Source organism: Bacteroides sp. 1_1_14, assembly GCF_000162515.1.
GTDB lineage: Bacteria > Bacteroidota > Bacteroidia > Bacteroidales > Bacteroidaceae > Bacteroides > Bacteroides thetaiotaomicron.
Map to the genome: position 1 here is coordinate 182,357 of NZ_GG774704.1, position 23,961 is coordinate 206,317.

The 23,961-nt window shown below is 40.7% G+C and carries 17 protein-coding genes, 1 tRNA gene and 1 pseudogene; 12 read left to right on the forward strand and 7 right to left on the reverse strand.

Annotated elements, in window-relative coordinates; translation table 11 throughout:
• Positions 1-304 precede the first annotated feature (304 nt).
• Complete coding sequence (locus tag HMPREF9007_RS16985) at positions 305-847, forward strand: glutathione peroxidase (RefSeq protein WP_008760887.1); 543 nt, start codon at positions 305-307, stop codon at positions 845-847.
• On the opposite strand, the gene HMPREF9007_RS16980 is transcribed toward HMPREF9007_RS16985, so the two are convergent.
• The 3 genes from HMPREF9007_RS16980 to HMPREF9007_RS16970 form a co-directional block, all read right to left on the reverse strand.
• On the reverse strand, positions 825-1,367 hold the full coding sequence (locus HMPREF9007_RS16980; protein ID WP_008760888.1) for an NUDIX domain-containing protein: 543 nt from the start codon (positions 1,365-1,367) through the stop codon (positions 825-827). The genes HMPREF9007_RS16985 and HMPREF9007_RS16980 overlap by 23 nt on opposite strands.
• 20 nt (positions 1,368-1,387) lie before the next feature.
• Positions 1,388-2,608: an S-adenosylmethionine:tRNA ribosyltransferase-isomerase gene (locus HMPREF9007_RS16975; protein ID WP_008760889.1), complete on the reverse strand. Its 1,221-nt coding sequence runs from the start codon at positions 2,606-2,608 to the stop codon at positions 1,388-1,390.
• A 58-nt stretch (positions 2,609-2,666) separates the two neighbouring features.
• Positions 2,667-2,740, reverse strand: a tRNA-Pro gene (locus tag HMPREF9007_RS16970).
• A 295-nt stretch (positions 2,741-3,035) separates the two neighbouring features.
• On the opposite strand from HMPREF9007_RS16970, the gene HMPREF9007_RS16965 reads away from it, so the two are divergent.
• A complete protein-coding gene (locus HMPREF9007_RS16965; RefSeq protein ID WP_008760890.1) occupies positions 3,036-3,899 on the forward strand; it encodes a helix-turn-helix domain-containing protein in 864 nt (287 codons plus the stop codon).
• A 123-nt stretch (positions 3,900-4,022) separates the two neighbouring features.
• Here the strand turns inward: HMPREF9007_RS16965 and aroB are convergent, their stop codons facing one another.
• A complete protein-coding gene (gene aroB / locus HMPREF9007_RS16960) occupies positions 4,023-5,084 on the reverse strand; it encodes a 3-dehydroquinate synthase (protein WP_008760891.1) in 1,062 nt (353 codons plus the stop codon).
• Between the two features lie 79 nt (positions 5,085-5,163).
• Here aroB and HMPREF9007_RS16955 point away from each other — a divergent pair, with 79 nt between their 5' ends.
• The 3 genes and pseudogenes from HMPREF9007_RS16955 (at position 5,164) to cls (ending at position 10,044) form a co-directional block, all read left to right on the forward strand.
• The gene (locus HMPREF9007_RS16955; protein ID WP_008760892.1) at positions 5,164-5,568 is read left to right on the forward strand and encodes a hypothetical protein; all 405 of its coding nucleotides are present in this window, start codon (positions 5,164-5,166) and stop codon (positions 5,566-5,568) included.
• 80 nt (positions 5,569-5,648) lie between these two features.
• A complete protein-coding gene (locus HMPREF9007_RS16950; RefSeq protein WP_008760893.1) occupies positions 5,649-8,462 on the forward strand; it encodes a TonB-dependent receptor in 2,814 nt (937 codons plus the stop codon).
• A gap of 143 nt (positions 8,463-8,605) precedes the next feature.
• Positions 8,606-10,044 (forward strand): annotated as a pseudogene (gene cls, locus HMPREF9007_RS16945) (cardiolipin synthase).
• Positions 10,045-10,078: 34 nt separating this feature from the next.
• Here cls and HMPREF9007_RS16940 read toward each other — a convergent pair.
• The 3 genes from HMPREF9007_RS16940 to HMPREF9007_RS16930 are packed head-to-tail and all read right to left on the reverse strand — an operon-like array spanning position 10,079 to position 12,059.
• A complete protein-coding gene (locus HMPREF9007_RS16940; protein ID WP_008760894.1) occupies positions 10,079-10,612 on the reverse strand; it encodes an RsmD family RNA methyltransferase in 534 nt (177 codons plus the stop codon).
• Positions 10,603-11,373 carry a DUF3822 family protein gene (locus HMPREF9007_RS16935; RefSeq protein WP_008760895.1) on the reverse strand — a complete coding sequence of 257 codons (771 nt, stop codon included), beginning with the start codon at positions 11,371-11,373 and terminating at the stop codon, positions 10,603-10,605. The genes HMPREF9007_RS16940 and HMPREF9007_RS16935 overlap by 10 nt, the downstream gene beginning before the upstream one ends.
• Complete coding sequence (locus HMPREF9007_RS16930) at positions 11,373-12,059, reverse strand: hypothetical protein (RefSeq protein WP_008760896.1); 687 nt, start codon at positions 12,057-12,059, stop codon at positions 11,373-11,375. Before HMPREF9007_RS16930 ends, HMPREF9007_RS16935 begins: the two co-directional genes overlap by 1 nt.
• Positions 12,060-12,154: 95 nt before the next feature.
• Between HMPREF9007_RS16930 and HMPREF9007_RS16925 the strand changes: the two genes are divergently transcribed.
• The 7 genes from HMPREF9007_RS16925 (at position 12,155) to HMPREF9007_RS16895 (ending at position 23,916) form a co-directional block, all read left to right on the forward strand.
• A complete protein-coding gene (locus HMPREF9007_RS16925) occupies positions 12,155-13,573 on the forward strand; it encodes an AAA family ATPase (protein WP_008760897.1) in 1,419 nt (472 codons plus the stop codon).
• A gap of 227 nt (positions 13,574-13,800) precedes the next feature.
• On the forward strand, positions 13,801-17,184 hold the full coding sequence (locus tag HMPREF9007_RS16920) for a SusC/RagA family TonB-linked outer membrane protein (RefSeq protein ID WP_032814420.1): 3,384 nt from the start codon (positions 13,801-13,803) through the stop codon (positions 17,182-17,184).
• A 16-nt stretch (positions 17,185-17,200) separates the two neighbouring features.
• The gene (locus HMPREF9007_RS16915) at positions 17,201-18,814 is read left to right on the forward strand and encodes a RagB/SusD family nutrient uptake outer membrane protein (protein WP_008760899.1); all 1,614 of its coding nucleotides are present in this window, start codon (positions 17,201-17,203) and stop codon (positions 18,812-18,814) included.
• A gap of 24 nt (positions 18,815-18,838) precedes the next feature.
• Positions 18,839-19,915: a glycoside hydrolase family 18 gene (locus HMPREF9007_RS16910; RefSeq protein WP_008760900.1), complete on the forward strand. Its 1,077-nt coding sequence runs from the start codon at positions 18,839-18,841 to the stop codon at positions 19,913-19,915.
• Between the two features lie 8 nt (positions 19,916-19,923).
• The gene (locus HMPREF9007_RS16905; protein ID WP_008760901.1) at positions 19,924-21,078 is read left to right on the forward strand and encodes a DUF1735 and LamG domain-containing protein; all 1,155 of its coding nucleotides are present in this window, start codon (positions 19,924-19,926) and stop codon (positions 21,076-21,078) included.
• A gap of 33 nt (positions 21,079-21,111) precedes the next feature.
• Positions 21,112-22,542, forward strand: coding sequence for a DUF1735 domain-containing protein (locus tag HMPREF9007_RS16900; protein ID WP_008760902.1), 1,431 nt, complete (start codon positions 21,112-21,114; stop codon positions 22,540-22,542).
• Positions 22,543-22,572: 30 nt separating this feature from the next.
• Positions 22,573-23,916, forward strand: a complete 1,344-nt coding sequence (locus tag HMPREF9007_RS16895; protein ID WP_008760903.1) for a DUF4989 domain-containing protein — start codon at positions 22,573-22,575, stop codon at positions 23,914-23,916.
• The last annotated feature ends 45 nt before the right edge of the window (positions 23,917-23,961 follow it).

Below are 23,961 nucleotides of genomic sequence, written 5' to 3' on the forward strand. Positions count from 1 at the left end.
ATGACTTATAGTTTCCTGTCATTTCTTGTAATGGAAACTGTCGTTTCCCGGTGAGGGAACGGTCGTTCCTTATAATGGAGACGACCGTTCCTTTTAAAGGGAACTGGCGTTTCCTCCGAGGAAACCAACGCTTGCCCCATATGATACTGATGCTTGATTTATATGGACTGACAATTTAGCTTATAACTGAATCGTTGTTGAGCCATTCGGCATGGATACGAAGAAACAAGCAATCTCATGCTACGGCAGAACATTTCTTTGCATAACCTCGTTTATTATATAACAAACTAAATATATATTCAGTATGAAGTCATTTATCTTAATGGTTATAACAATGGTATGTGCAATCTCTCTGGAAGCGCAGAATAAGTCTTTCTACGATTTCAATGTGACCACGATTGATGGTAAGGAATTTCCGCTTTCTTCTTTGAAAGGAAAGAAAGTGCTGGTAGTAAATGTAGCCTCCAAATGCGGACTGACGCCACAGTATGCCAAACTGCAAGAGCTATATGATAAATATAAGGATAAGAATTTTGTAATCATCGGCTTTCCTGCCAACAACTTTATGGGACAGGAACCGGGAAGCAATGAAGAGATCGCTCAGTTCTGCTCCTTAAAGTATGACGTTACTTTTCCGATGATGGCCAAGATTTCCGTCAAGGGCAAAGATATGGCGCCACTTTACCAATGGCTGACGGAAAAGAAACTGAACGGCAAAGAAGATGCGCCCGTCCAGTGGAATTTTCAGAAGTTTATGATTGACGAGAACGGAAACTGGGTCGGCTTTGTGGCCCCCAAAGAGAGTCCGCTCTCGGAGAAAATCGTTACTTGGATAGAGCAGGAGTAGGAGCAGGGAAAAGAGACGGAATAAGGGATACTTTCTTTAATTCCCCTTCGAAGTTGGGGGTGAAAATACCTTTTCCGAGGTTTTCTTCTATTTCTTCGATGGTCCAGAATCGTCCGCCGTCCAGTTCGTCACTGGGGTGCAGTTCACCGTCGTAAACAGTTTTGTGAACAAAGACAAGTTCTTTCTCACGATCCGATTCGAATACATAGCTGGTTAGCAGTTCGGGAGTAAAGTCCGTGATGCCTAGTTCTTCGCGGACTTCCCGTTTGAGTGCGATTTCTACGCTTTCGCCCAGGTCAATATGTCCGCCAACGGCTGTGTCCCATTTTCCGGGCTGGATGTCTTTCCATTCCGGACGTTTCTGCAGATATAAATCTCCTTTCGAATTGAAAACGTGAAGATGGATGACAGGATGAAGGAGCTTGCTTCCACTATGGCATTCTCCGCGTGTGGCGGCTCCGGTGATGTTTCCCTGTTCGTCTACGATGGGAAACATTTCTTGATTATTATCGCTTGGCATAGTTGTTTTTACTTTTTGGTTTACGGTATCAGCAGAGAAGAATCTCCATAGCTCAGAAAACGGAAATCGTGCGCCAGCGCATAATCATAAATTGTGCGCCAGTTTCCCTTCACGAAGGCGGAAACCAAAAGTAACAGCGTACTTTGCGGCTGGTGAAAGTTGGTCACCATCGCTTTCACTATCTTATACTGATATCCCGGAGCTATGATAATCTGCGTACTGCTGTGAAGGGCTTCCAGCCCGTTCCTGTCGAGGTAACCTAAAATCTTTTGCAGTGCGACTACAGGCGGAATCTGATCATACTTTTCGTATGGCTGCCATTGCTTGACGTGCAGTTCTTCTTCCGTAGCATCGGGATTTTCCGCCAATGTTACTCCGATGTGATACAGGCTTTCGAGCGTACGCACCGAAGTGGTGCCTACAGCAACAGCGCAACCGTCATGATCGATCAGCTTTTTGATCGTAGCCCGATTGACGGAGATATACTCCGTATGCATCTCATGTCCTTCTATCTCTTCGCTTTTCACGGGCTTGAAGGTTCCCGCGCCTACATGAAGTGTCAGTTCTTCCAGATCGATGCCTTTTTCCTGCAATGCTTCCAGTACACGGGGAGTGAAGTGCAGTCCGGCTGTCGGTGCGGCTACCGAGCCTTTTATTTTGGAATAAACGGTCTGATAAGTTTCTTTATCGCTCTCTTCCGTATCCCGGTTCAGATATGGGGGAATCGGCAGTTCTCCGAACACTTCGAGGATATCGGCAAAGGTTACTTCCGGATTGTCCCAGGAGAAATCAATCCAGTGGCTGGTGCCCCTGCATTCTCCACGGGTAGCGGTCAGAGTGATCGGGAAACCTTTTACCGTCATCTCCCGTTTCAGTGCTCCGTCTTTCCATTTCTTCAGGTTACCGATCATGCAGAGCCAGGCAGCGTGTTCCGTTTGCTGGAAGTTCAATACATAATCGTTGGGCTGAATCGGTTCCAGACAGAAGACCTCGATCAGCGCCCCCGTTTCTTTGCGGAAGTGGAGGCGTGCCTGAATCACCTTCGTGTTGTTGAATACCATCAGGCTTCCTTTCGGAAGATAGTCCGGCAAGGATGTGAAGACATCTTCGCTTACTTCACCGTGGCGATATACCAACAGTTTTGACTGGTCTCGTACTGCTAAAGGAAATTTGGCGATTCGTTCATCCGGTAGTGGATAGTTGTATTCGCTGATGTGAATATGTTTCGGGTCTTCTTTCATTCTCGTTTCAATAAAAAAAGCATCAATAACCCATCGATTATCAATGCTTTGTCGGTAGTCGGGATGACAAGATTCGAACTTGCGACCACACGCCCCCCAGACGCGTACTCTACCGGGCTGAGCTACATCCCGAATTGCGGTTGCAAAAGTAGTGCTTTATTTTTAAATAGCAAATAAATAGCCTGTTTTTTTCCATTAGCTGATTTTAGGATAAGTTTCCGTTTGCGGAATAAAAAGTCCTTTAGTCCATAATAATTCTAAATAATATAGGTGGTTGCAAACTAACATAACAGGGTTTTGTTTATGAAATTAAGTGAATAGATAGTGCGTAACTTCTTTAAAATGAAACCATATCGGCATACGAGACATGAGAGTAGTTTAGGATAGTATATTTTTGTATTTAGTTTTATTTAATGAGGGGGTAAATGTGTATAATAAAAATAGAGAAACGTTAGAAGCTTATGTCTTAGGTGATGATTTTAAGTATTTTCAGAATTTGAAGTATCTTCCCCTAAGCGTTTATCCTTCTAATATTCAGTCTGCTTTGGTCGTGTATTGCTTCAGCGGAAAGGCCAAGCTTAATGTATATGATGATTCGCATTGGATACAGCCGCAGGAATTGATTATTCTGTTGCCGGGACAATTCGTTTCGTTCACCGAGGCCAGTGATGATTTTCTGACTACTACGTTGGTGGTGTCGCCTACAATGTTCAGCGATGCGCTGAGCGGTGTGCCTCGCTTTTCACCGCATTTCTTTTTCTATATGAGGACCCATTATTGGTATCCTCAGACCGAAAATGATACCCGGCGGTTGATGAATTTCTTTGGAATGGTAAAGGATAAAGTGACGTCTAATGATATATACAGGCGTGAGCTGATTATTCATTTATTAAGATACTTATATTTGGAATTGTTTAATGCTTATGAAAAGGAGGCATCTCTGATGACTACCCGAAAAGATACTCGTAAAGAGGAACTGGCTAATAAATTCTTTGGGTTGATAATGAAGCACTTCAAGGAGAATAAGGATGTTGCTTTCTATGCTGATAAGTTGTGTATCACATCCAAATACCTGACGATGGTGATCAAGGAAGTGAGCGGCAAATCTGCCAAAGACTGGATTGTAGAATACATCGTACTCGAAATAAAGGCTTTGCTGAAGAATACGAATATGAATATTCAGGAAATTGCCGTGAAAACAAATTTTGCCAATCAGTCGTCTTTGGGACGTTTCTTCAGGAAACATACCGGAATGTCATTGTCCCAATACCGGATGAGTAACTTAGGATAATATAGAAGATGCCTGTGGGGAATAAAGGCATATGTGGGGAGAGGAGAATGGGAAAGGGAAAGAAGAAATGGGAAACCTTTTAGGGAATCCCATTCTCCTTCATTATTATAATAAGTTTCAAGATCAGACTCCCATACATTCGCGATAGAAGTCAAGCATTTCAAAAATTGTGTCTTTATCAGCTGTCTGGTTGATGCAAATATCTCCGATCTCTTTCAGTAAAGTGAAATTGACCGTTCCCGAGGTATTTTTCTTATCATGTTGCATAAATGCGTAGAGTTGTTCGTACTGCTTACAGTCGAATGCGAATGAACCATAATTCTCTTTGATGAATTGGATGGTCTGTCGCATCTTGTCTTTCGGAAAGCCGACTTTGAGGTGTGACAGGTAAAGCTCGCATACGATTCCCCATGCTACGGCATAGCCATGCAGCACAGGGCGATTCTCAGCCAATGCCAGACTTTCGAAGGCATGTCCTGCTGTATGTCCCAGATTCAGTGCTTTACGGATGCCACGCTCGAAGGGGTCTTGCTCCACAATGTCTTCCTTCACCTGTACCGATCGTCCCACCATATTTTTGAGATATGCATAATCAATGTTATTGGTATTGAAATCCAGTAATTCGACCCAGTGTGCGGTATTGCTGATTAATCCGTGCTTTAACATTTCAGCGTAACCGGAGAAGAAATTCTGTGCATCGAGGCTGCGCAGGAATTCAGTTTCAATCAGCACACTGTCTGCCGGAGCAAACGAGCCTATCTCGTTTTTCAGTCCGTTGAAGTTGATACCTGTCTTACCGCCGACGGATGCGTCGACCATAGCCAACAGTGTAGTGGGTATATTGATATAAGAAATCCCCCGTTTGAAGGTAGCGGCGGCAAAGCCTCCCAAATCTGTTACCATGCCCCCACCAAGGTTGATGAGCAATGAGTGACGTGTAGCCCCTTGCTGGCTCAGTGCCATCCATACGGAGGCCAGAGTCTCCAGTGTCTTATGCACATCTTCGGCTCCGATACAGATTTCGACTGCGTCTTTCAGAAACGAGACCTCTTTCAATGAAGGCAGACAAAGACGCTGGGTATGTTCGTCTGTGAGGATGAATAACTTGTCATGCGGACACCTTTCAATGGCACGACCGAGGCTTGTTTCCAAGCTTTCGCAGAGAATGACTTCTTGTTTACTCATGATTCTTTTGCTTTTTCTTGGTGCAAATGTATATAAAATATTTTTTTTACTTACTTTTGTCTCGTTAAAACGTTCAATTATGAAAGCATTGTTTCCTGTATTTTGTCGTCCTTTGGGATATGTGGTGTTGTTAGTAGCTTTGTTTCTTCCTTTTATTTTGGTGATGCAAGGAGTTGTTACCGACCATAACCTGCTGCTTTACAAGGAATGTACGAAGCTGTTGATGATGGCAGGATGCTTGCTGATCATCTTTGCCTTAAGCAAGAATGAAAGCCGCGAGACGGAACAGATTCGTAATGCGGCAGTCCGGAATGCAGTCTTTCTGACTTTTCTGTTTGTTTTCGGTGGTATGTTGTGGCGTGTTCTGCAAGGAGATGTGATCAATGTAGACACTTCTTCTTTTCTCACCTTTTTAATCTTTAATGTGCTTTGTTTGGAGTTTGGTCTTAAAAAAGCGCTTGTTGATCGATTCTTCAAAAGATAATTTTCTATTAAATTAAACCTTTTACGATTCTATTTGTCAAAAAGACATTGTTATTACTCTACTAATCGTAATTAAGGTAAATGAAAAGATTATCAGTTTGGTGGGTGCTTACACTGTTATGCACCTTCTCTATTTTTGCACAGAATAAGGTGATTACCGTTTCGGGGCGTGTTGTCGAATCTGACTCTAAAGAGCCAGCTGCACAGGCAACTATTCAATTGTTATCGTTGCCGGATAGCGCTTATGCAGCCGGTATAGCAAGTAGTAATAAGGGGTGGTTTACGCTCCCTAAAGTGAAAGCGGGGAAATATTTGTTGAAGGTTTCTTACATCGGTTTCCGTACGAAATTCGTTCCTGTACAATTATCCAACAATGTGACTGAAAAGAAAATGGGGACAATCTCTCTGGACCCTGATGCAGTGATGCTGAGCGAGGCTGTGATTACGGCGGAAGCTCCTCCTGTTACTGTAAAAGCTGATACTACAGAGTATTCTGCAGCGGCTTACCCTGTACCGGAAGGTTCAATGTTAGAAGATCTTGTGAAAAAAATTCCAGGAGCTGAAGTGAGTGATGAAGGTAAAATTACTATAAATGGTAAGGAAATAAAAAAGATAATGGTTGATGGAAAGGAATTTTTTTCTGATGACCCGAAAGTCTCTATGAAGAACTTACCTGCTAATATGATTGAGAAAGTAAAGGCTTATGATAAAAAAAGTGATATGGCACGTATCACAGGAATTGATGATGGAGATGAAGAGCCCGTCTTGGATTTGACCGTTAAGAAAGGTATGAAAAAAGGATGGATTGGAAATCTTATTGCAGGGTATGGTAGCCAGGATCGGTATGAAGGGGGAGTAATGATCAGCCGCTTTAAAGATGATGCCAGTCTTTCAATTATAGGTTCTGCAAATAATACTAATAATAAGGGATTTTCTGAATTTGGTGATGCCGGACAAGGACTAGGTGGAGGTAATGCTGGTTCAGGTATTACAACTGCACAATCGTTGGGAGTCAACTTCGCTAAGGATACTAAAAAGTTGCAGATCGGGGGGAATGTACAATATGGACATTCTGATAATGACGCTCGTCGCAAAACCTCTTCAGAAACTTTTTTGGGGGAAACATCTTCTTTTGCTCAAAGTGAGAACTTTTCAAATCGTAATCGTCATGATTTTCGCGTTGATTTCCGTTTGGAGTGGAGACCTGACACATTGACTACGATTATTTTCCGTCCTAACGGTAGTTATTCACAAACAGAATCTAGCAGTCGTTCTTGGTCAAAGACAGAAAATAACTCGCATAGTCCTGTTAATGAAAAAGAGGCAGCTTCTTCTTCTAAAAGTCATAATGCATCTTTTAATGGTAGCTTGATGGCTTTTCGAAGATTGAACAATAAAGGACGAAACTTGTCTTTAGGTGCACGTTTCGGATATAGTGACAGCGAGTCTGATTCTTATTCTGATTCAAAGACTGAATTCTTCGAAAAGGATAGTATTTCTGATATTTCGCGCTATACAGACAGAAATAGTGATAGTCGTAACTGGAGTGTATCAGCTTCTTATACAGAACCTGTATTTAAAAATCACTTTTTGCAGTTGCGTTATGAATTTGCTCATCGCAAACAGTTATCACAATCATTAGTGTATGATAGTATTAACTACTATCCGTATCCTGAATATATAGAGCGTGGGTATGATAATGAACTAAGTACACGTGTGGAGAATTTCTATGATACTCATACTGCTGATGTTTCTGTACGTGGTATTCACCCTAAGATGATGTATAGTGTAGGAGTGGGGGTGACTCCTCAGTCATCCTTAAGTAAAACGACAATTGGTCCGAATTATAAGAAGAATCTTCCAGAACAGAATGTTTTGAATTGGGCTCCTTCAGTAATGTTCCGTTATATGTTTAATAAACAACATGTATTAATGTTCCGTTATCGTGGAAGAAGCAGTACACCTAACATTGAGGACCTGCAGGAGGTGATTGATATAACCGACCCGATGAACCTAAGATATGGTAATCCGAATTTGAAACCATCATTTAATAATAATTTTACTCTCGATTATAGAAAGTTTGTACCGGAATCTATGCGTAGCTATTCTGCTAATTTGTATTATACAAGTACATTGAATTCTGTAGCAAATAGAATGACATATGATCCTCAGACGGGTGCTCGGGTTTATAAGAAAGAAAATGTAAATGGTAACTGGCAAGCAAGAGGATTTTTTTCATTCAATACACCGTTGAAGAACAAGAAATTTACAATTTCATCTAATACAAATGCACGATTTAGTGATGCTGTAAGTTATACAAGTGTCGGAAGTTCTAAAAATGCAGATCAGGAACTAAGTACAACGCATAATTTAGGGTTAGGAGAACGGTTTACCAGTAGTTATCGTAGTGAAGTTTTTGATATATCCTTAAGTGGTTCTGTTAATTATAATTTGGTCAGAAATAGTAAACAGGAAAATAGTAATCGAGAAACATTCGACTACTATATTGGAGGTAATACCAATGTAAACCTTCCTTGGCAAGTCTCGATTTCCACAGATATTAATTGTCGATTTAAAGATGGATATACAGGTGGGCTTAATAATAACGAAGTGATGTGGAATGCACAAATTTCGAAGAATTTTTTAAAGAATAATTCGGGCACAATTCGTTTTAAAATATATGATATCTTAAAACAACAAAGTAGTTTGTCGCGTTCGATTAGCGAAACAATGATGAGTGATACTGAATATAATACTTTAGGAAGTTATTTCATGGTACATTTTGTATATCGCTTTAATACGTTGGGTGGAAAGTCACCAAATCGACGTGGACCGGGTGGTGGACCTAGAGGAGGACATGGCTTTGGAGGCGGTGGCAGACCTATGCGTTTCTAAATTGTGACTAGCTCTGAATAAAAACGGGAAAGTCCCGATGGTAATGAACATGACTAACATGACTTGCCATCGGGACTTTTTTGTTTATCCGATAATTTGCTTTATATTTGTTGTTCAGTATCCATATAAAAAAGGAGTATCCTATGATTGACTGGAACATACTAGTTAGCCAGATAGCTACGGTTGCTTTTGATATCGTTTATTTTGGAGCCATTATCAGTACGATTGTCGTTATCATTCTTGATAACCGGAATCCGGTGAAGACTATGGCATGGATACTCATATTACTTTTCCTCCCAATTGTCGGTCTTGTTTTTATTTCTTCTTTGGTCGGAGTCAGCGTCGGGAACGTATCATCGGTCAAAAAAGTTATGACCGCCTTTTGAAGAAACCTATGGCGGAATACATGGCGCAAGACTGTTCGGATGTACCTGAAGAATATGCCCGCCTTATCCAACTTTTCCAGCATACCAATCAAGCTTTTCCATTTGAGGGAAACCGTATTGCTGTCTATACGGAAGGCTATACCAAATTGCAATCATTGCTTCGTGAGCTCCAAAAGGCGAAACAACACATTCATATAGAATACTATATCTTTGAAGATGATGCTATAGGACGTTTGGTAAGGGATGTACTAATCGAAAAAGCATCTCAGGGGGTTGAAGTAAGAGTAATTTATGATGATGTGGGGTGCTGGCATGTACCTAACCGCTTTTTCGAGGAAATGCGTAATGCAGGTATTGAAGTCAGGAGTTTCTTGAAAGTACGCTTCCCTTTGTTTACAAGCAGGGTCAATTATCGTAACCACAGAAAAATAGTCGTGATAGACGGACGTATCGGCTTTGTGGGAGGTATGAACCTGGCAGAACGTTATATGCGTGGTTTCTCATGGGGAATTTGGCGTGACACCCATATTCTGATAGAAGGAAAGGCTGTGCATGGTCTGCAAACGGCCTTTTTGCTCGACTGGTATTTCGTTGACCGTACATTGATTACAGCTTCACGTTATTTCCCAAAGATAGAATCTTGTGGAAGTTCATTAGTGCAGGTGGTTACCAGTGAACCCATTGGCCCCTGGAAAGAAATCATGCAGGGGCTGACTATGGCGATCAATGGAGCGAAGAAGTATTTCTATATGCAAACCCCTTATTTCCTGCCGACAGAGCAAGTACTTGCCGCTATGCAGACAGCTGCACTGGCAGGAGTAGATGTGCGTTTGATGTTGCCGGAACGTGCCGACAACCGAATCACTCATTTGGGATCGCATTCTTACTTGGCAGATGTGATGCAGGCAGGTGTCAAAGTCTATTTTTATAAGAAAGGGTTTCTGCACTCCAAACTGATGGTTTCTGATGATATGCTCTCTACAGTAGGGTCTACCAATGTTGACTTCCGTAGTTTTGAGCATAATTTTGAAGTAAATGCCTTTATGTATGATGTGGAAACGGCTCTTGAAATGAAGGAGATATTCCTTCAGGATCAGCGGGAAAGTACACAGATCTTTCTGAAAAACTGGGTGAAACGTTCGTGGAGGAGGAGGGCAGCAGAGTCTGTCGTTCGTTTGTTGGCTCCGCTGCTTTAAAAAGGATGCTTCCTTTATCTGATATACTTTTATCTTATCTGAAAAGCGAGAAATTCACACTTCCATAGACTCTTCTTTCTATGAAATGCGGATGATCTTCAAAGTTATTTTGCTTACCATGCTCCAATACAAACAAACCTCCTTCTTTGAGCAGATTATTTTTGAATATTAGTTCCGGTATCGATTCCAGCTCCTTTAAAGCGTAAGGAGGGTCGGCAAAGATAAAATCAAACTGCTCTCGTCCGCTGTTGATAAACTTAAATACATCGCCACGGATAGGCAGACATTTGTCAGTTTGTACTTCTTTCATTATTTTGCAGATAAACGAGTGATGAGCCGGATCTTTTTCCACACTGATCACACGGTCGCAGCCTCGGGATACCAGTTCGATACTGATACTGCCCGTGCCTGCAAACAAGTCAAGTGCAGTTACTCCTTCTTCGAAATCAATATAATTATTAAGTACATTGAACAGATTCTCCTTGGCGAAATCTGTTGTAGGGCGTGCTTTGAATGTACGTGGTACATCAAATCTTCTTCGTTTATAAATACCGCTGATTACTCGCATGTTAATAAGGCTTGCATGTCAATATTGTTGGCAGGATTCATAATGAATACCTGCAGAATGAATTTTTTCAGTTCGTTCATCAATGTCTCTTTGTCCGACAGAGTGCCTGTCAGATGTAGTTCATCCCGTTCCTGATTAAATTCCAGTTGCTTCCAGACATATAATAGATAGTAGATACGATCTTCGGTTTGCATGCACTCGAAAGAGTTGGCCAAAAGTAGCTGCCCCCGTTCGAAACAGTAAATGTCAATGGCATCTTTGCGTACTGAAGCATACATTTTCTTACTATTCCCCAGTCTGCTTTTGATAGAAAAATACTCGATGAGCGGGGTAGACTGAGAGTAGAAGCGGGCTTCGGGATATTGTTCATTTAAGAATGTATAGGTGCTTTTGTCTATGCCGAAGATTACGACTACATTATTCTTTTTCAGAATATTGTACATCACTATTTCATTCTCCCGTTTCTGATGATTGTGATAGAATAAAAGCTCTGCCTGTTCTTCCTCAAACAGTTCCAATGGTATCATGGTAAAGCGTTTGCTGGCTATCATGATGTTCACCCGTTTGTAGGAGTAGCTTAAAAAGTCCGATTCGTGGAAAACGTTTTTAAGATTGGCTGTCAGAGACAGAGAGGTGTCTACCTCTTTTTCGAACAGCGACTGCGAATTGTCGTTAATCGGATTGTAGATAGAAAAAGAAAATCCATCCGTACTAAGACGGATGGATAAAGTATATTGTTTTGATTTTGTAAAATCAATCATTATTCCCAGTTACCAGCACCATTGTTAGGATTGTCAATAGAACCTACCATCAAACCTGAGTATCTGCCCAGTTTTTCATTAAGGTCTTTCAAATTGATAATTTCTTGTCTGTCAAGTCCGCCCAAGTAAGTTTCATATGGAGCTTTCACTTCAAACAAGTATACAGGAGCACCTGATTTAGCTGTGTCGTTTTTAACATTCATTTCAAAGATAGCACCGTTGCCATAAGGAATGTACTTCATTGAATCTGCATTGAAACCTTTTGGATAGATGGTGTCCATTACAGCTACCCACATGGTGTCACGCTTAAAGTTTTCAAGTCCGTTTTTCTTAACTTCATCATACTTGCCTGTTTTTTTAGCTTTGTTGATGATTGCCATTGCTTTCTTCTCAGTCAAGCCGCTTTCCAATTGGTCGTCTGTCAGCTGACCAACTTTCATAACGAAAGGTAATTTTTGATTTTTAACGAAATCAATCAGTGTGTCAAAATGTTCTGTGTACATTCCGTGATGAAGCGAACGGTATTCCTGTTGTGCTTTACGGATGTCGATCAAACGGGCAATGACAGCCTGCTCTCTTTCCTTTTTCGCTTTTTCAAAATTGATAGGACCCATAATACTGCTATAGCAAATGTAGATTAATGCAGCAGCACAGAGTACTAATACAATATTAAATACTGTTTTCATGATAAATTATGTTTTTAGTTGTTATATTCGCATCGCAAAAATAGAATAAATAAATTTAAATACGATAGTTCCGGGAACTTTTTTCTCGTACAAAAATGATAAATAACTATTTAGAAAGGCAAATTAAGGAAAATTTTCCTTATCAACCAACTTTTGAGCAGGAAATAGCTGTAAAATCTCTTTCAGAGTTTCTGCTTTCCACACTGGCGGATGAAGTATTTATCCTCAGAGGCTATGCCGGTACTGGTAAAACATCTTTGGTAGGGGCATTGGTGAAGACGATGGATCAGTTACAGCAAAAGGCTGTGTTACTGACTCCTACCGGTCGTGCTGCAAAAGTTTTTTCATCCTATGCCGGTCACCCGGCTTTTACAATTCATAAGAAAATATACCGGCAGCAGTCGTTTTCTAATGAAACCAGTAATTTTTCAATAAATGACAATCTTGCTACGAATACTTTGTTTATAGTCGACGAAGCTTCAATGATTTCCAATGAAGGATTGTCGGGCAGTATGTTTGGGACGGGAAGATTATTGGACGACCTGATACAGTTTGTTTATTCCGGTCAGGGGTGCCGTCTTTTGTTGATGGGAGATACTGCGCAGCTTCCTCCGGTAGGTGAGGAGTTGAGTCCGGCACTTTTTGCAGATGCATTAAAGGGATATGGATTGGAAGTGCGGGAAGTTGACTTGACGCAAGTGGTTCGTCAGATACAGGAATCGGGCATTTTGTGGAATGCGACTCAATTGCGTCAGCTGATAGCGGAAGATAATTGCTACTCTTTACCTAAAATAAAGATAACAGGTTTTCCAGATATAAAGATGGTGCCGGGTACGGAATTGATTGATGCCATCACTAGTTGTTATGATCATGACGGCATGGATGAGACGATTGTGATCTGTCGTTCTAATAAACGCGCGAACCTATATAATAACGGAATACGTGCACAGATCCTTTGGCGGGAAGATGAACTGAATACGGGAGATATGTTGATGATAGCCAAAAATAATTATTATTGGACAGAGCAATATAAGGAAATGGACTTCATTGCCAATGGAGAAATAGCAGTCGTGCGTCGTGTCCGTAAGACGCGTGAGATGTATGGTTTTCGCTTTGCGGAAGTGACTCTCAGGTTTCCTGACCAGAATGATTTTGAACTGGATGCCAATTTGCTGCTGGATACTCTTCACTCTGATTCTCCCGCATTGCCAAAAGTAGATAATGACAGATTATTTTATACCATACTTGAAGATTACGCAGATATATCTAACAAGCGGGACCGGATGAAAAAGATGAAAGCAGATCCACACTACAATGCGTTGCAGGTGAAATATGCTTATGCGGTAACTTGTCATAAAGCACAAGGTGGGCAATGGCAGAATGTTTTTCTTGATCAGGGATATATGACGGATGAATATTTGACTCCGGATTATTTTCGCTGGTTGTATACGGCATTTACTCGCGCCACGAAGACATTGTATCTGGTGAATTATCCCAAAGAACAAATTTTATAAAAGATTTCTTTTTTTTTTCTTCGTAAATAATTGATTCCCAGTCTAGATGAATGGGGAGATACTCGTTGTGAAAAAATAAATATGAGATTATATTTTATTTTTTTTCAAAAACCTCTAAGTGTTTTTCAAGGTATGGGTTGTTATATAAATGTGAATCGAAAATAATAAATGGAATATCGATTCTAATATTTATATAAAAACTAATGTTTAATCTTAAATTCAAGTGTATGAGAATCAATGACTCGTGTAGAGGCTCGAAGATTTTTCGGGCATTGTTGATCTTGATGCTATTCGCCCTTCCGGCACAATCTGCAATAGCACAGTTAACAATTAGGATCTCCAATTCTTCTTTAGGAACTGTGATTAAGCAAATCCAGTCTCAATCCAAGTATCAATTTTTTTATGATGACAATTTGGCTTCAATGCGAATAGAGTCATTGAATGTTAAAGATGTTTCTTTGGTAGAAGTACTGGATAAGGCTTTGAAAGGGAAAAATGTCGTTTATAAAATTGATGACAATGTTGTTTATTTGTCGAAAGCAAATGCATCTTCTTCGACAAAGTCGACTCAACAACAACAGAAAGTAACAGGTAAGGTGGTAGATGCTAATAACGAACCTTTGATTGGCGTTTCTGTATTGGAAAAAGGAACAACTAATGGTACTATTACTGATTTTGATGGTAATTATACATTAGTCGTTACAGGTTCAAATGCAGTTTTGCAATTTTCGTATGTTGGATATCAAACTTTGGAGAGGGCTGTAGCAGGAAAGACTGCTATTAATATCACTTTAAAGGAAGATGCTCAAGTCTTGGATGAAGTCGTAGTTACGGCATTGGGAATCAAACGCTCAGAAAAAGCGCTGTCTTACAATGTACAGCAGGTAAATGCTGATGCAGTGACTACCAATAAAGATCCTAACTTTATTAACTCATTGAGTGGTAAAGTGGCAGGTGTTAATATCAATGCTTCTTCATCCGGAGTGGGCGGTGTATCTAAAGTAGTGATGCGTGGTACAAAATCTATCATGCAGTCTTCCAATGCATTGTATGTAGTAGATGGGGTTCCGATGTACTCCAATGCAAATAAAGTGAATGGGACAGAGTTTTCTTCTAAAGGAAATACTGAGCCGATTGCCGACATTAACCCGGAAGATATTGAATCAATGTCTGTGTTGACTGGTGCGGCAGCAGCTGCACTTTACGGTTCTGATGCTGCCAATGGTGCGATTATCATTACTACTAAAAAAGGAAAAGAAGGTCGTGTGAATATCACAGTGAATAGTAATGTTGAGTTTAATGCTCCTTTGGTAATGCCTCGTTTCCAGACACGTTATGGTACAGGTATTGGTGGCGTGAAAGATGATAACTCCAGTCGTAGCTGGGGCCCTAAACTGACAGAAGCCAGATATTTTGGATATAATCCTCGTGATGATTATTTTCAGACTGGTGTTATAGGTACAGAAAGCGTATCATTCTCTACCGGTTCGGAAAAGAACCAGACTTATGCTTCCGCTGCAGCGGTTAATTCAAAAGGTATCGTTCCTAACAACAAATATGACCGTTATAATTTCAACGTACGCAATACTACTTCATTTCTTGATGATAAGATGACATTGGATGTAAATGCCAGCTACATTTTGCAGAAAGACCGCAATATGGTGAATCAGGGTACTTACAACAATCCGTTAGTAGGAGCTTATCTGTTCCCTCGTGGTAATGACTGGGAAGATATTAAAATGTACGAACGCTATGACGTTGCACGTAAGATCTATACTCAGTACTGGCCGACAGGTGATGGTAATATGACTATGCAGAATCCTTATTGGGTGAACTACCGTAACTTGCGTGAAAATAAGAAAGATCGCTATATGTTAGGTGCAAGTCTGAATTATCAGATTCTTGACTGGTTAAATGTTTCCGGACGTGTCCGCCTGGATAATTCTAACAATGATTATACGGAAAAGGCTTATGCCAGTACAAATACTCAGCTGACAGAGTTGTCTGATCGTGGTCTTTATGGCATTTCCAGAAGCTACGAAAAGCAGTTGTATGCAGACTTCCTGGTAAGTGTGAACAAAACATTCGGTGAAAAATGGTCTTTACAAGCTAATATGGGTGGATCGTTTACTGATATGCGATATGATGAAATGGCTGTACGCGGACCTATTGCTGATGATTCAAAAACGTTTGCTGGTGAAAAAGCCGGATTGACAAACGGTTTCTATATTCAAAACCTGAGTACGACCAAGACAAGCAAAATGCAGTCAGGATGGCGTGAACAGACTCAGTCTATCTATGCATCTGCCGAAGTTGGCTACCAAAGTACTTATTATCTGACATTGACAGGTCGTAATGACTGGCCTTCACAGTTGGCAGGCCGTAACTCTGTCAATAAATCATTCTTCTACCCTTCGGTAGGTATGTCTGTAGTGTTATCTGAATTGATGCCTAAATTGAATAAGGACTATCTGTCTTACTGGAAGATACGCGGTTCTTTTGCTTCTGTGGGTACAGCATTCGAAAGATATATAGCTAATCCTTTGTTCGCATGGAATACCAGTATCGGTCAGTGGAGTAACCTGACTGACTTCCCGGTATATGACTTGAAACCGGAACGTACCAATTCTTTTGAAGTAGGTATGAATATGCGTTTTCTTAAGAACTTCGAACTGGATGTGACTTATTATAACGCCAAGACAATGAATCAGACATTCAATCCTGAGTTGCCGGTAGGTGAATATGCTCGTATCTACATTCAGACAGGTGCAGTTCGCAATCAAGGTCTTGAGTTAGCGTTGAATTACAATAATACATGGAAAGATTTTACTTGGAATACAGGAGTTACTTATTCAATGAACAAGAATAAGATTCTTACCTTAGCTGATAATGCCATCAATCCTATCACTCGCGAGAAATTCTCTATTTCTTCTCTGAATATGGGTGGTCTGGGTAGTACCCGTTTCATCCTGAAAGAAGGTGGAAGCATGGGTGACATTTACTCCTTGATGGATTTGAAGAGAGATGCCAATGGAGCTGTTTATATCGATGAGAACAACAGTGTTGTAACAGAGAGTCTGGAAGCTAATAATTACATCAAATTAGGTAGTGTATTGCCGAAAGGAAACTTGGCATGGCGTAACAATTTCAGTTGGAAAAACATTAATGTGGCATTCCTTGTATCAGCTCGTCTGGGTGGAGTTGTATTCTCACGTACACAAGCTGTTCTTGATAACTTCGGAGTTTCTGAAGCATCTGCTGCTGCACGTGACAAAGGTTATGTATCGGTAAATGGAAACGACCGTGTAAATCCGGAAGGCTGGTATTCAGTAGTAGCTGGTGGTACGGCTGTTCCTCAGTATTACATTTATTCCGCTACTAATATTCGTTTGCAGGAAGCTTCTATCGGTTATACTATTCCGAGAAAATGGCTGGGCAATGTGTGTGATATTAAAGTTTCATTGATCGGACGTAATCTTTGGATGATCTACAACAAGGCTCCTTTCGATCCTGAAAGCGTGGCATCTACTGATAACTTCTATCAGGGAATTGACTACTTTATGATGCCTTCATTGCGTAATATTGGCTTTAATCTGAGCTTTAAATTCTAAATAAATCAAGATAGGTATGAAAAATATAATAAATAAATTAGTATTTGGATCTCTTACCGTTGCCCTGTCCTCGTGTATCGGTAACTATGAGAATATCAATTCCAACCCATATGAAGCTCCTGATTTGTCAGCGGATGGATATGCTTTGGGATCTGCCATGAATAACCTGGCCGGTTGCGTGGTATCACCGGATGTAAATACAGCTCAGTTCACAGACTGCTTGTTGGGCGGACCTTTAGGCGGATATTTTGCCGATTCTAATGCCGGTTTTACAGAAACCATTTCAAACTTCAATCCGAAAGACGACTGGAGCCGTGTGTTTCTGAAAAGTGATAAGATTATTCCGACATTATATTCTAATCTGACCCAAGTGAAACTTGTATCACAAAATACGAATGATCCGGTTCCTTATGCCATTGCACAAGTGATAAAAGTGGCAGCTATGCATCGTGTAACTGATGCTTTCGGTCCGATACCTTATTCTCAGATAGGTGCGAATGGCGAAATTGCTACTCCTTATGATTCTCAGGAAGTGACATATAATACATTCTTCGATGAGTTGAATGCAGCTATTGCCACACTCAATGAGAATTCTAACGAACAGCTCGTTCCTACAGCCGACTATATATATAAAGGTGATGTAAAGAAGTGGATCAGATTTGCCAACTCACTGAAGTTGCGTCTTGCTATCCGTATAGCTTATGCTAATCCGGTGAAAGCTCAACAGATGGCTGAAGAAGCTGTGAATCCTGCAAACGGAGGTGTCATCGAATCGAATGCGGACAATGCAACATGGAACTACTTTGAGACTTCACAAAATCCTATTTATGTAGCTACCCGCTACAATCAGGTACAGACTTCCGATCATGGCGGCGTACCCTGTTTGACTGGTGGTGATACGCATGCTGCTGCCGATATCATCTGCTATATGAATGGTTACAAGGATAACAGACGTGAAAAGTTCTTCACAAAATCCGAATGGGCGGGACAGGACTATGTAGGAATGCGTCGTGGTATTGTCATTCCCGAACTGAAGACAACCGGACATAAATACTCTGGGGTGAACATTGCTCCTACATCTCCGCTTTATTGGATGAATGCAGCCGAAGTAGCTTTCTTACGTGCTGAAGGGCAAGCTGTTTTTAACTTCAGCATGGGTGGTACAGCAGAATCATTCTATAATCAAGGTATCCGTCTGTCATTTGAGCAATGGGGTGCAGACGGTGTGGAAGACTATCTGAAAGATGATGTAAACAAACCGACTGCATATACAGACCCGGCAGGTACGAACACTTATCAGAATGCTTTGTCCAATATCACTATTAAATGGAATGATAGTGCTGACAAAGAAGAGAAGCAAGAACGCATTATCGTGCAGAAGTGGATTGCCAACTGGCAATTGGGTAATGAAGCTTGGGCAGACTTCCGCCGTACCGGATATCCGAAACTGATCCCGGTGAAAGAAAATAAGAGCGGTGGTGTCGTTGATTCAGAGAAAGGGGCGCGTCGTATGCCTTATCCGTTGGATGAGTTTGTCAGCAATAAAGCAAATGTAGAATATGCGATTGCCAACTACTTGCACGGTGCAGATAACATGGCTACAGATGTATGGTGGGCTTCTAAAAAATAATATTAAACTTAAAGGAAAGTATATATGAAAAATAACCTGAAATATAGATTGTCTGCTCTGCTGTTTCTGGCATCAGCTCTGACAATAACTTCATGTAGTGATTGGACAGATGTGGAAAGTCTCCAATTGAATACTCCTACATTTGAAGAGCAGAATCCTCAGTTGTATGCTGACTATCTGAAGGATTTGAACAGATATAAGTCTGAAGAACATAAGGTCACTTTTGTTTCTTTCGAGAACCCTAAGGGATCTCCCGGCAAGCAGGCTGAACGTCTGACCGTCGTACCTGACAGCGTTGATTTCATCTGTCTGAATAATCCGGAAGTAAGTCCCGAAGTACAGGCAGAAATGGTCAAAATACGCGAGAAAGGAACTCGTACGGTTTACAGTATTGATTATTCCAGCATTGAAAATGCCTGGAAGGAGAAAGTAAAAGCCGAACCGGAGTTGACAGAAGAGGATGCTCTTCAGTATATCGGTGAACGCACCAATGAGATGTTGGCACTCTGTGACAAATATAACTTTGATGGTGTTATTGCTGATTATACGGGGCGTTCGCTGGTGAGCCTTCCGGAGGCAGCTCTGAAAGAATATAATGACCGTCAACAGAAGTTTTTTGGCGAGGTGATGAACTGGCAAGGCAATCATGATGACAAGACTCTGGTATTCTACGGAAATGTACAATATTTAGTGCCGGAGAATATGGATATGTTAAGCAAGTTTGACTACATCATGTTGAAAACTGCTTCTTCTACCAATGCTGATGATCTTGCTTTAAAAGCATATTTGGCTATTCAGGCGGGTATAGATGCAGTAGGCGGTACAGAAGAAGGAGTGAATCCTGTTCCTGCTGATCGTTTTATCGTTTGTGTCGAATTGCCGCAGGCTGACGATAAGGATAAAGTGAAGGGTTACTGGAGTACAGTGGATGAAAAAGGCAATAAACTAGTAGCAGCTCCGGGAGCAGCCCAGTGGATGGTTGAAGCATCTCCTAATTACACCCGGAAAGGAATCTTTATTATGAATGTCCATAATGATTATTATAACAATACTTATGGATATGTGCGTGAAGTTATTCGTATTATGAATCCTAATAAATAAGAATAGAAATGAAACTCTATAAATATTGTTTTGCGCTTTTGGCTCTTACAACAGTCACAGTGAGTGGTTGTAAGAATGAAGATATCAATGAAGAGCATCATTATGACAATAAACTCTATGTTAGCTCGGCTCCTGTTTGTGATGATTTGCTGATTAAGCCCAGTATAACTGAGGCTACCCGTGAACTTAGCTATCGTATAGCATCGCCGGCAGAACAAGATATTCAAATAAGCTTTGATGCGGCTCCCGCTATGACAGCAGCATATAATTTGATTTACAATGATAACGCAACTGCACTGGATTCATATTTTTATAATATGCCAACAAAAACTGCTACTATTAAGGCAGGGGATATTTCCAGTGATAATATTGTGATTGACTTTAAGAATACCAACGAATTGGATAAGTCAAAACGATATGTATTGCCCGTCACCATTCTAGATGCATCCAATATTGATGTACTCGAAAGTGCCCGTACTGCTTATTTCATATTTAAGGGTGCTGCCCTTATTAATGTAGTGGCAAATATCAAAGAAATCTATTTCCCAATTAACTGGAAGAGCAGTGTGAATAGTCTTTCTACTGTTACTATTGAAGCTTTGGTTCGTAGTGAAGACTGGGTAGCAGGACGTGATAATGCCCTGAGTTCTGTTTTTGGTATTGAAGGTAAATTCCTTGTACGTATTGGTGATGCTGACCGTCCACGTGATCAAGTTCAGGTAGTAGCTCCCGGTGGTAATTTCCCAGGTCCGAATGTTGTTCCGGGTTTACCGGTTAATGAGTGGGTACACATTGCCATTGTTTATGATAATACAACAAAAGAACGAATCTATTATAAAGATGGCGTGCCTGTTTATAAAGACGAAGCAGCTTCAGGTAATGTATCTTTGAGCAGTGGTTGTTATATTGGTCGCGCTTGGGATGATACTCGTTGGTTGCCGGGAGATATTTCAGAAGTCCGCGTGTGGTCAGTGCAAAGAACGGCAGAGCAAATTGCCACTAATCCTTATGAAGTAGATCCTGCCAGTGAAGGACTGGTTGCTTACTGGAAGTTTAATGAAGGTGCTGGAAATGTTATTACCGACCAGACTGGACATGGTAATGATATTACAGGTTCGGGCGATCCTACTTGGGTAAAAGTAGAGATTCCTAAGATAAATTAATTGTTGGTTTAATCTTTTATTCAAGAATTCATTATGAATATGAAATATATAACTTCGGGTTTGTTCGCTGCCATGATTGTGAGCAGTACTGCATTCTTGACCTCTTGTGCTGATGATCTTGAGGTCGGAAAGAATATTGATGAGTCGGCCTACAGTGGCATTTATGAAAATAATGCATATCTGCGTGATGGAAAGTCGAACTTAGTTTCTAAGGTTGTCGAATTGCACGGTGAGACTTATGCTACTACAGTAAAAATGGGGTTGAGCAAGACACCTAATACAGCTACATCGGCAAAAGTGAAAATTGATGCTGCTTATTTGGAAACGTATAATAAGGCGCATAATACAGATTTTGCATTGTATCCGCAGGACTTGGTTACCTTTGCTAACGAAGGAATACTTACAGTGAACGCTAATACTAAATCAGCGGAGGTAGAGATGACTATTCGGGCAGGAGAAGGTCTGCAGGAAGATAAAACATATGCTATTCCGGTAGCCATCAGTGATCAGAGCAGTGATATCACTATTAAAGATGAAGATGCGAAACATTGTATTTATCTGGTGAAAGATATGCGAAATGCCGGTGATGCATATAAAGGAGAAGGTGTAATGCAAGGTTATTTGTTCTTTGAAGTAAATGACGTAAATCCGCTGAATACTCTTTCTTTCCAATTAGAGAATGGAAAACTTCTTTGGGATGTTGTTGTACTGTTTGCTGCTAATATCAACTATGATGCTGAAGCAGGACGTCCTCGTGTACAATGTAACCCGAATGTACAGTATCTGTTGGATAATAATGAAACTCTTCTTCAGCCACTGCGTAGACGTGGTGTGAAAGTATTGTTAGGACTGCTTGGTAACCATGACATTACAGGCTTGGCACAGCTTTCCGAACAAGGTGCTAAAGACTTTGCCCGCGAAGTTGCCCAGTATTGTAAGGCATATAACTTGGATGGAGTAAATTATGACGATGAGTATTCAAACAGTCCTGATTTGAGCAATCCGTCTCTTACTAATCCAAGTACGGCTGCTGCAGCTCGTCTGTGTTATGAAACCAAACAGGCAATGCCGGATAAACTGGTTACTGTATTTGATTGGGGACAGATGTATGGTGTAGCTACTGTCGACGGGGTAGATGCAAAAGAATGGATAGATATTGTGGTAGCCAACTATGGTAGTGCTGCATATCCTATCGGACAAATGACAAAGAAACAATGCTCCGGTATTTCAATGGAATTCAACTTAGGTGGTGGCGGTAGTTTATCTGCCTCTAAAGCTCAAAGTATGATAGATGGAGGATATGGATGGTTTATGGGATTTGCTCCAAGTCCGGCTAAATATGGTAGTGTTTTCAGCCGTCTTCAAGGTGGTGGCGAAGTATTGTACGGGTCCAATGTAGCAGCACCGACTATATTCTACAAGAAGAATGATCCGACGCCATATAAATATCCGGATGATCTTTAAATAAAATAGGAACAAATAAAAAACAAGAATATGAAAGCACATTATAAACTCTTTTTATCTCTGGCAATAGGATCATTCGTTACTTTTGCTGGATGTCAGGATGATGAGGTGGTGGATTTGGTTAAATATCCGGTGAATCAGCCTGCTATAACGATTGACGATGCGGAAGGAGCGTCTAAAGCGACGTTGACTGCGGTTTACAAATCTGATGGTACATTGGAATTAGATGGCCCTGTCACTAGAACTTATACATTCCATTTTGCTGCATCACCGGAAGATGCTACAGTGACTTTTGATATTATAAATACTAATATCCCAAAAGAAAATGTAGAGATCAGTGCCACTAAAGTAGTTCTTCCTGCCGGTTCAACAGATGCTTCTGTCACTGTGACTTTGAAGGATGAAGATTTTAGTTTTGCAGCATCCAATTATGATGCGACTACTTATGAATTAGGGGTGAAAGCCAGTGTGGAAGGATATAAGATAGGAACTGAACCAATAGAATCTAAAGTTGTAATAGAGAAGGAGGCATACACAGCTTCATGCTCTGTGGTTGGTGAGAGCGGTAATAACGTTACATTTGAACGTGCTTTCTCTCAAGGAGCGATTGTAAATCCTGATCCTATATCCTATACTTTCAAGATGAAGTTGGATAAGCCGGCAAGAAAAGACGTAAAAGTGAAACTTGCCACTACGGGATTGGATGAACAGTTCATGAATGATATCACTGTTACTCCTGCTGAAATTGTCATACCTGCCGGAGAACTAGAATCAGCAGAGGTTACTTGGACTATTACTGATGATTTCTTACTAACAACAGCAGATCCTGAAACTCATACGCTTGTGGTGACTGCTTCGGCAGAAAGTGAAGACCCTGTTGTTGTAGAAAACAAGAATGAAAACTTCCTTACTTTTAATGTCAATAAAGTATTCAGAAACTTTGGATATGTATCTGATAAGGTTACTAATTGGGTTGAACTGGCTAAAACTGGTTGGTCGGTAGAATTGGATCCCAGCCTTTGGTCAAATGGTAATATTTTGATTGACGGTAAAGGTGGAAGCAGTGGAAGTGATATTTATAAATCCGGTGATTTCTGGTTTGTAGTTGATATGAAGTCGGAAAAGACTATGACAGGTTTGGGCATTGATTATTATAATAATGGTTCGGCATCATCTCCTAAGAAGGTAACTATCTCTACTTCAATAGATAATGAGACATGGGTTACACAAGGTACGGTTGATACTCCTCAGAGTTATAACCATTATTTCCAATTCTTTACTCCGCAAAATACTCGCTATGTGAAGGTTGAACTGGCGGGACGTTATAATGGATATATTGATTTAACTGAAGTTTATATCTACAATGCTCAGTAAGATCTAGTCATTAGCAGATAAGTTAATTTTAGAGCCAGGCTTCAT

Coding starts and splice junctions, on each gene's coding strand:
- HMPREF9007_RS16985 (WP_008760887.1), top strand. CDS start 305: ATGAAGTCATTTATCTTAATGGTTATAACAATGGTATGTGCAATCTCT.
- HMPREF9007_RS16980 (WP_008760888.1), bottom strand. CDS start 1,367: ATGCCAAGCGATAATAATCAAGAAATGTTTCCCATCGTAGACGAACAG.
- HMPREF9007_RS16975 (WP_008760889.1), bottom strand. CDS start 2,608: ATGAAAGAAGACCCGAAACATATTCACATCAGCGAATACAACTATCCA.
- aroB (WP_008760891.1), bottom strand. CDS start 5,084: ATGAGTAAACAAGAAGTCATTCTCTGCGAAAGCTTGGAAACAAGCCTC.
- HMPREF9007_RS16955 (WP_008760892.1), top strand. CDS start 5,164: ATGAAAGCATTGTTTCCTGTATTTTGTCGTCCTTTGGGATATGTGGTG.
- HMPREF9007_RS16950 (WP_008760893.1), top strand. CDS start 5,649: ATGAAAAGATTATCAGTTTGGTGGGTGCTTACACTGTTATGCACCTTC.
- HMPREF9007_RS16940 (WP_008760894.1), bottom strand. CDS start 10,612: ATGCGAGTAATCAGCGGTATTTATAAACGAAGAAGATTTGATGTACCA.
- HMPREF9007_RS16935 (WP_008760895.1), bottom strand. CDS start 11,373: ATGATTGATTTTACAAAATCAAAACAATATACTTTATCCATCCGTCTT.
- HMPREF9007_RS16930 (WP_008760896.1), bottom strand. CDS start 12,059: ATGAAAACAGTATTTAATATTGTATTAGTACTCTGTGCTGCTGCATTA.
- HMPREF9007_RS16925 (WP_008760897.1), top strand. CDS start 12,155: ATGATAAATAACTATTTAGAAAGGCAAATTAAGGAAAATTTTCCTTAT.
- HMPREF9007_RS16920 (WP_032814420.1), top strand. CDS start 13,801: ATGAGAATCAATGACTCGTGTAGAGGCTCGAAGATTTTTCGGGCATTG.
- HMPREF9007_RS16915 (WP_008760899.1), top strand. CDS start 17,201: ATGAAAAATATAATAAATAAATTAGTATTTGGATCTCTTACCGTTGCC.
- HMPREF9007_RS16910 (WP_008760900.1), top strand. CDS start 18,839: ATGAAAAATAACCTGAAATATAGATTGTCTGCTCTGCTGTTTCTGGCA.
- HMPREF9007_RS16905 (WP_008760901.1), top strand. CDS start 19,924: ATGAAACTCTATAAATATTGTTTTGCGCTTTTGGCTCTTACAACAGTC.
- HMPREF9007_RS16900 (WP_008760902.1), top strand. CDS start 21,112: ATGAATATGAAATATATAACTTCGGGTTTGTTCGCTGCCATGATTGTG.
- HMPREF9007_RS16895 (WP_008760903.1), top strand. CDS start 22,573: ATGAAAGCACATTATAAACTCTTTTTATCTCTGGCAATAGGATCATTC.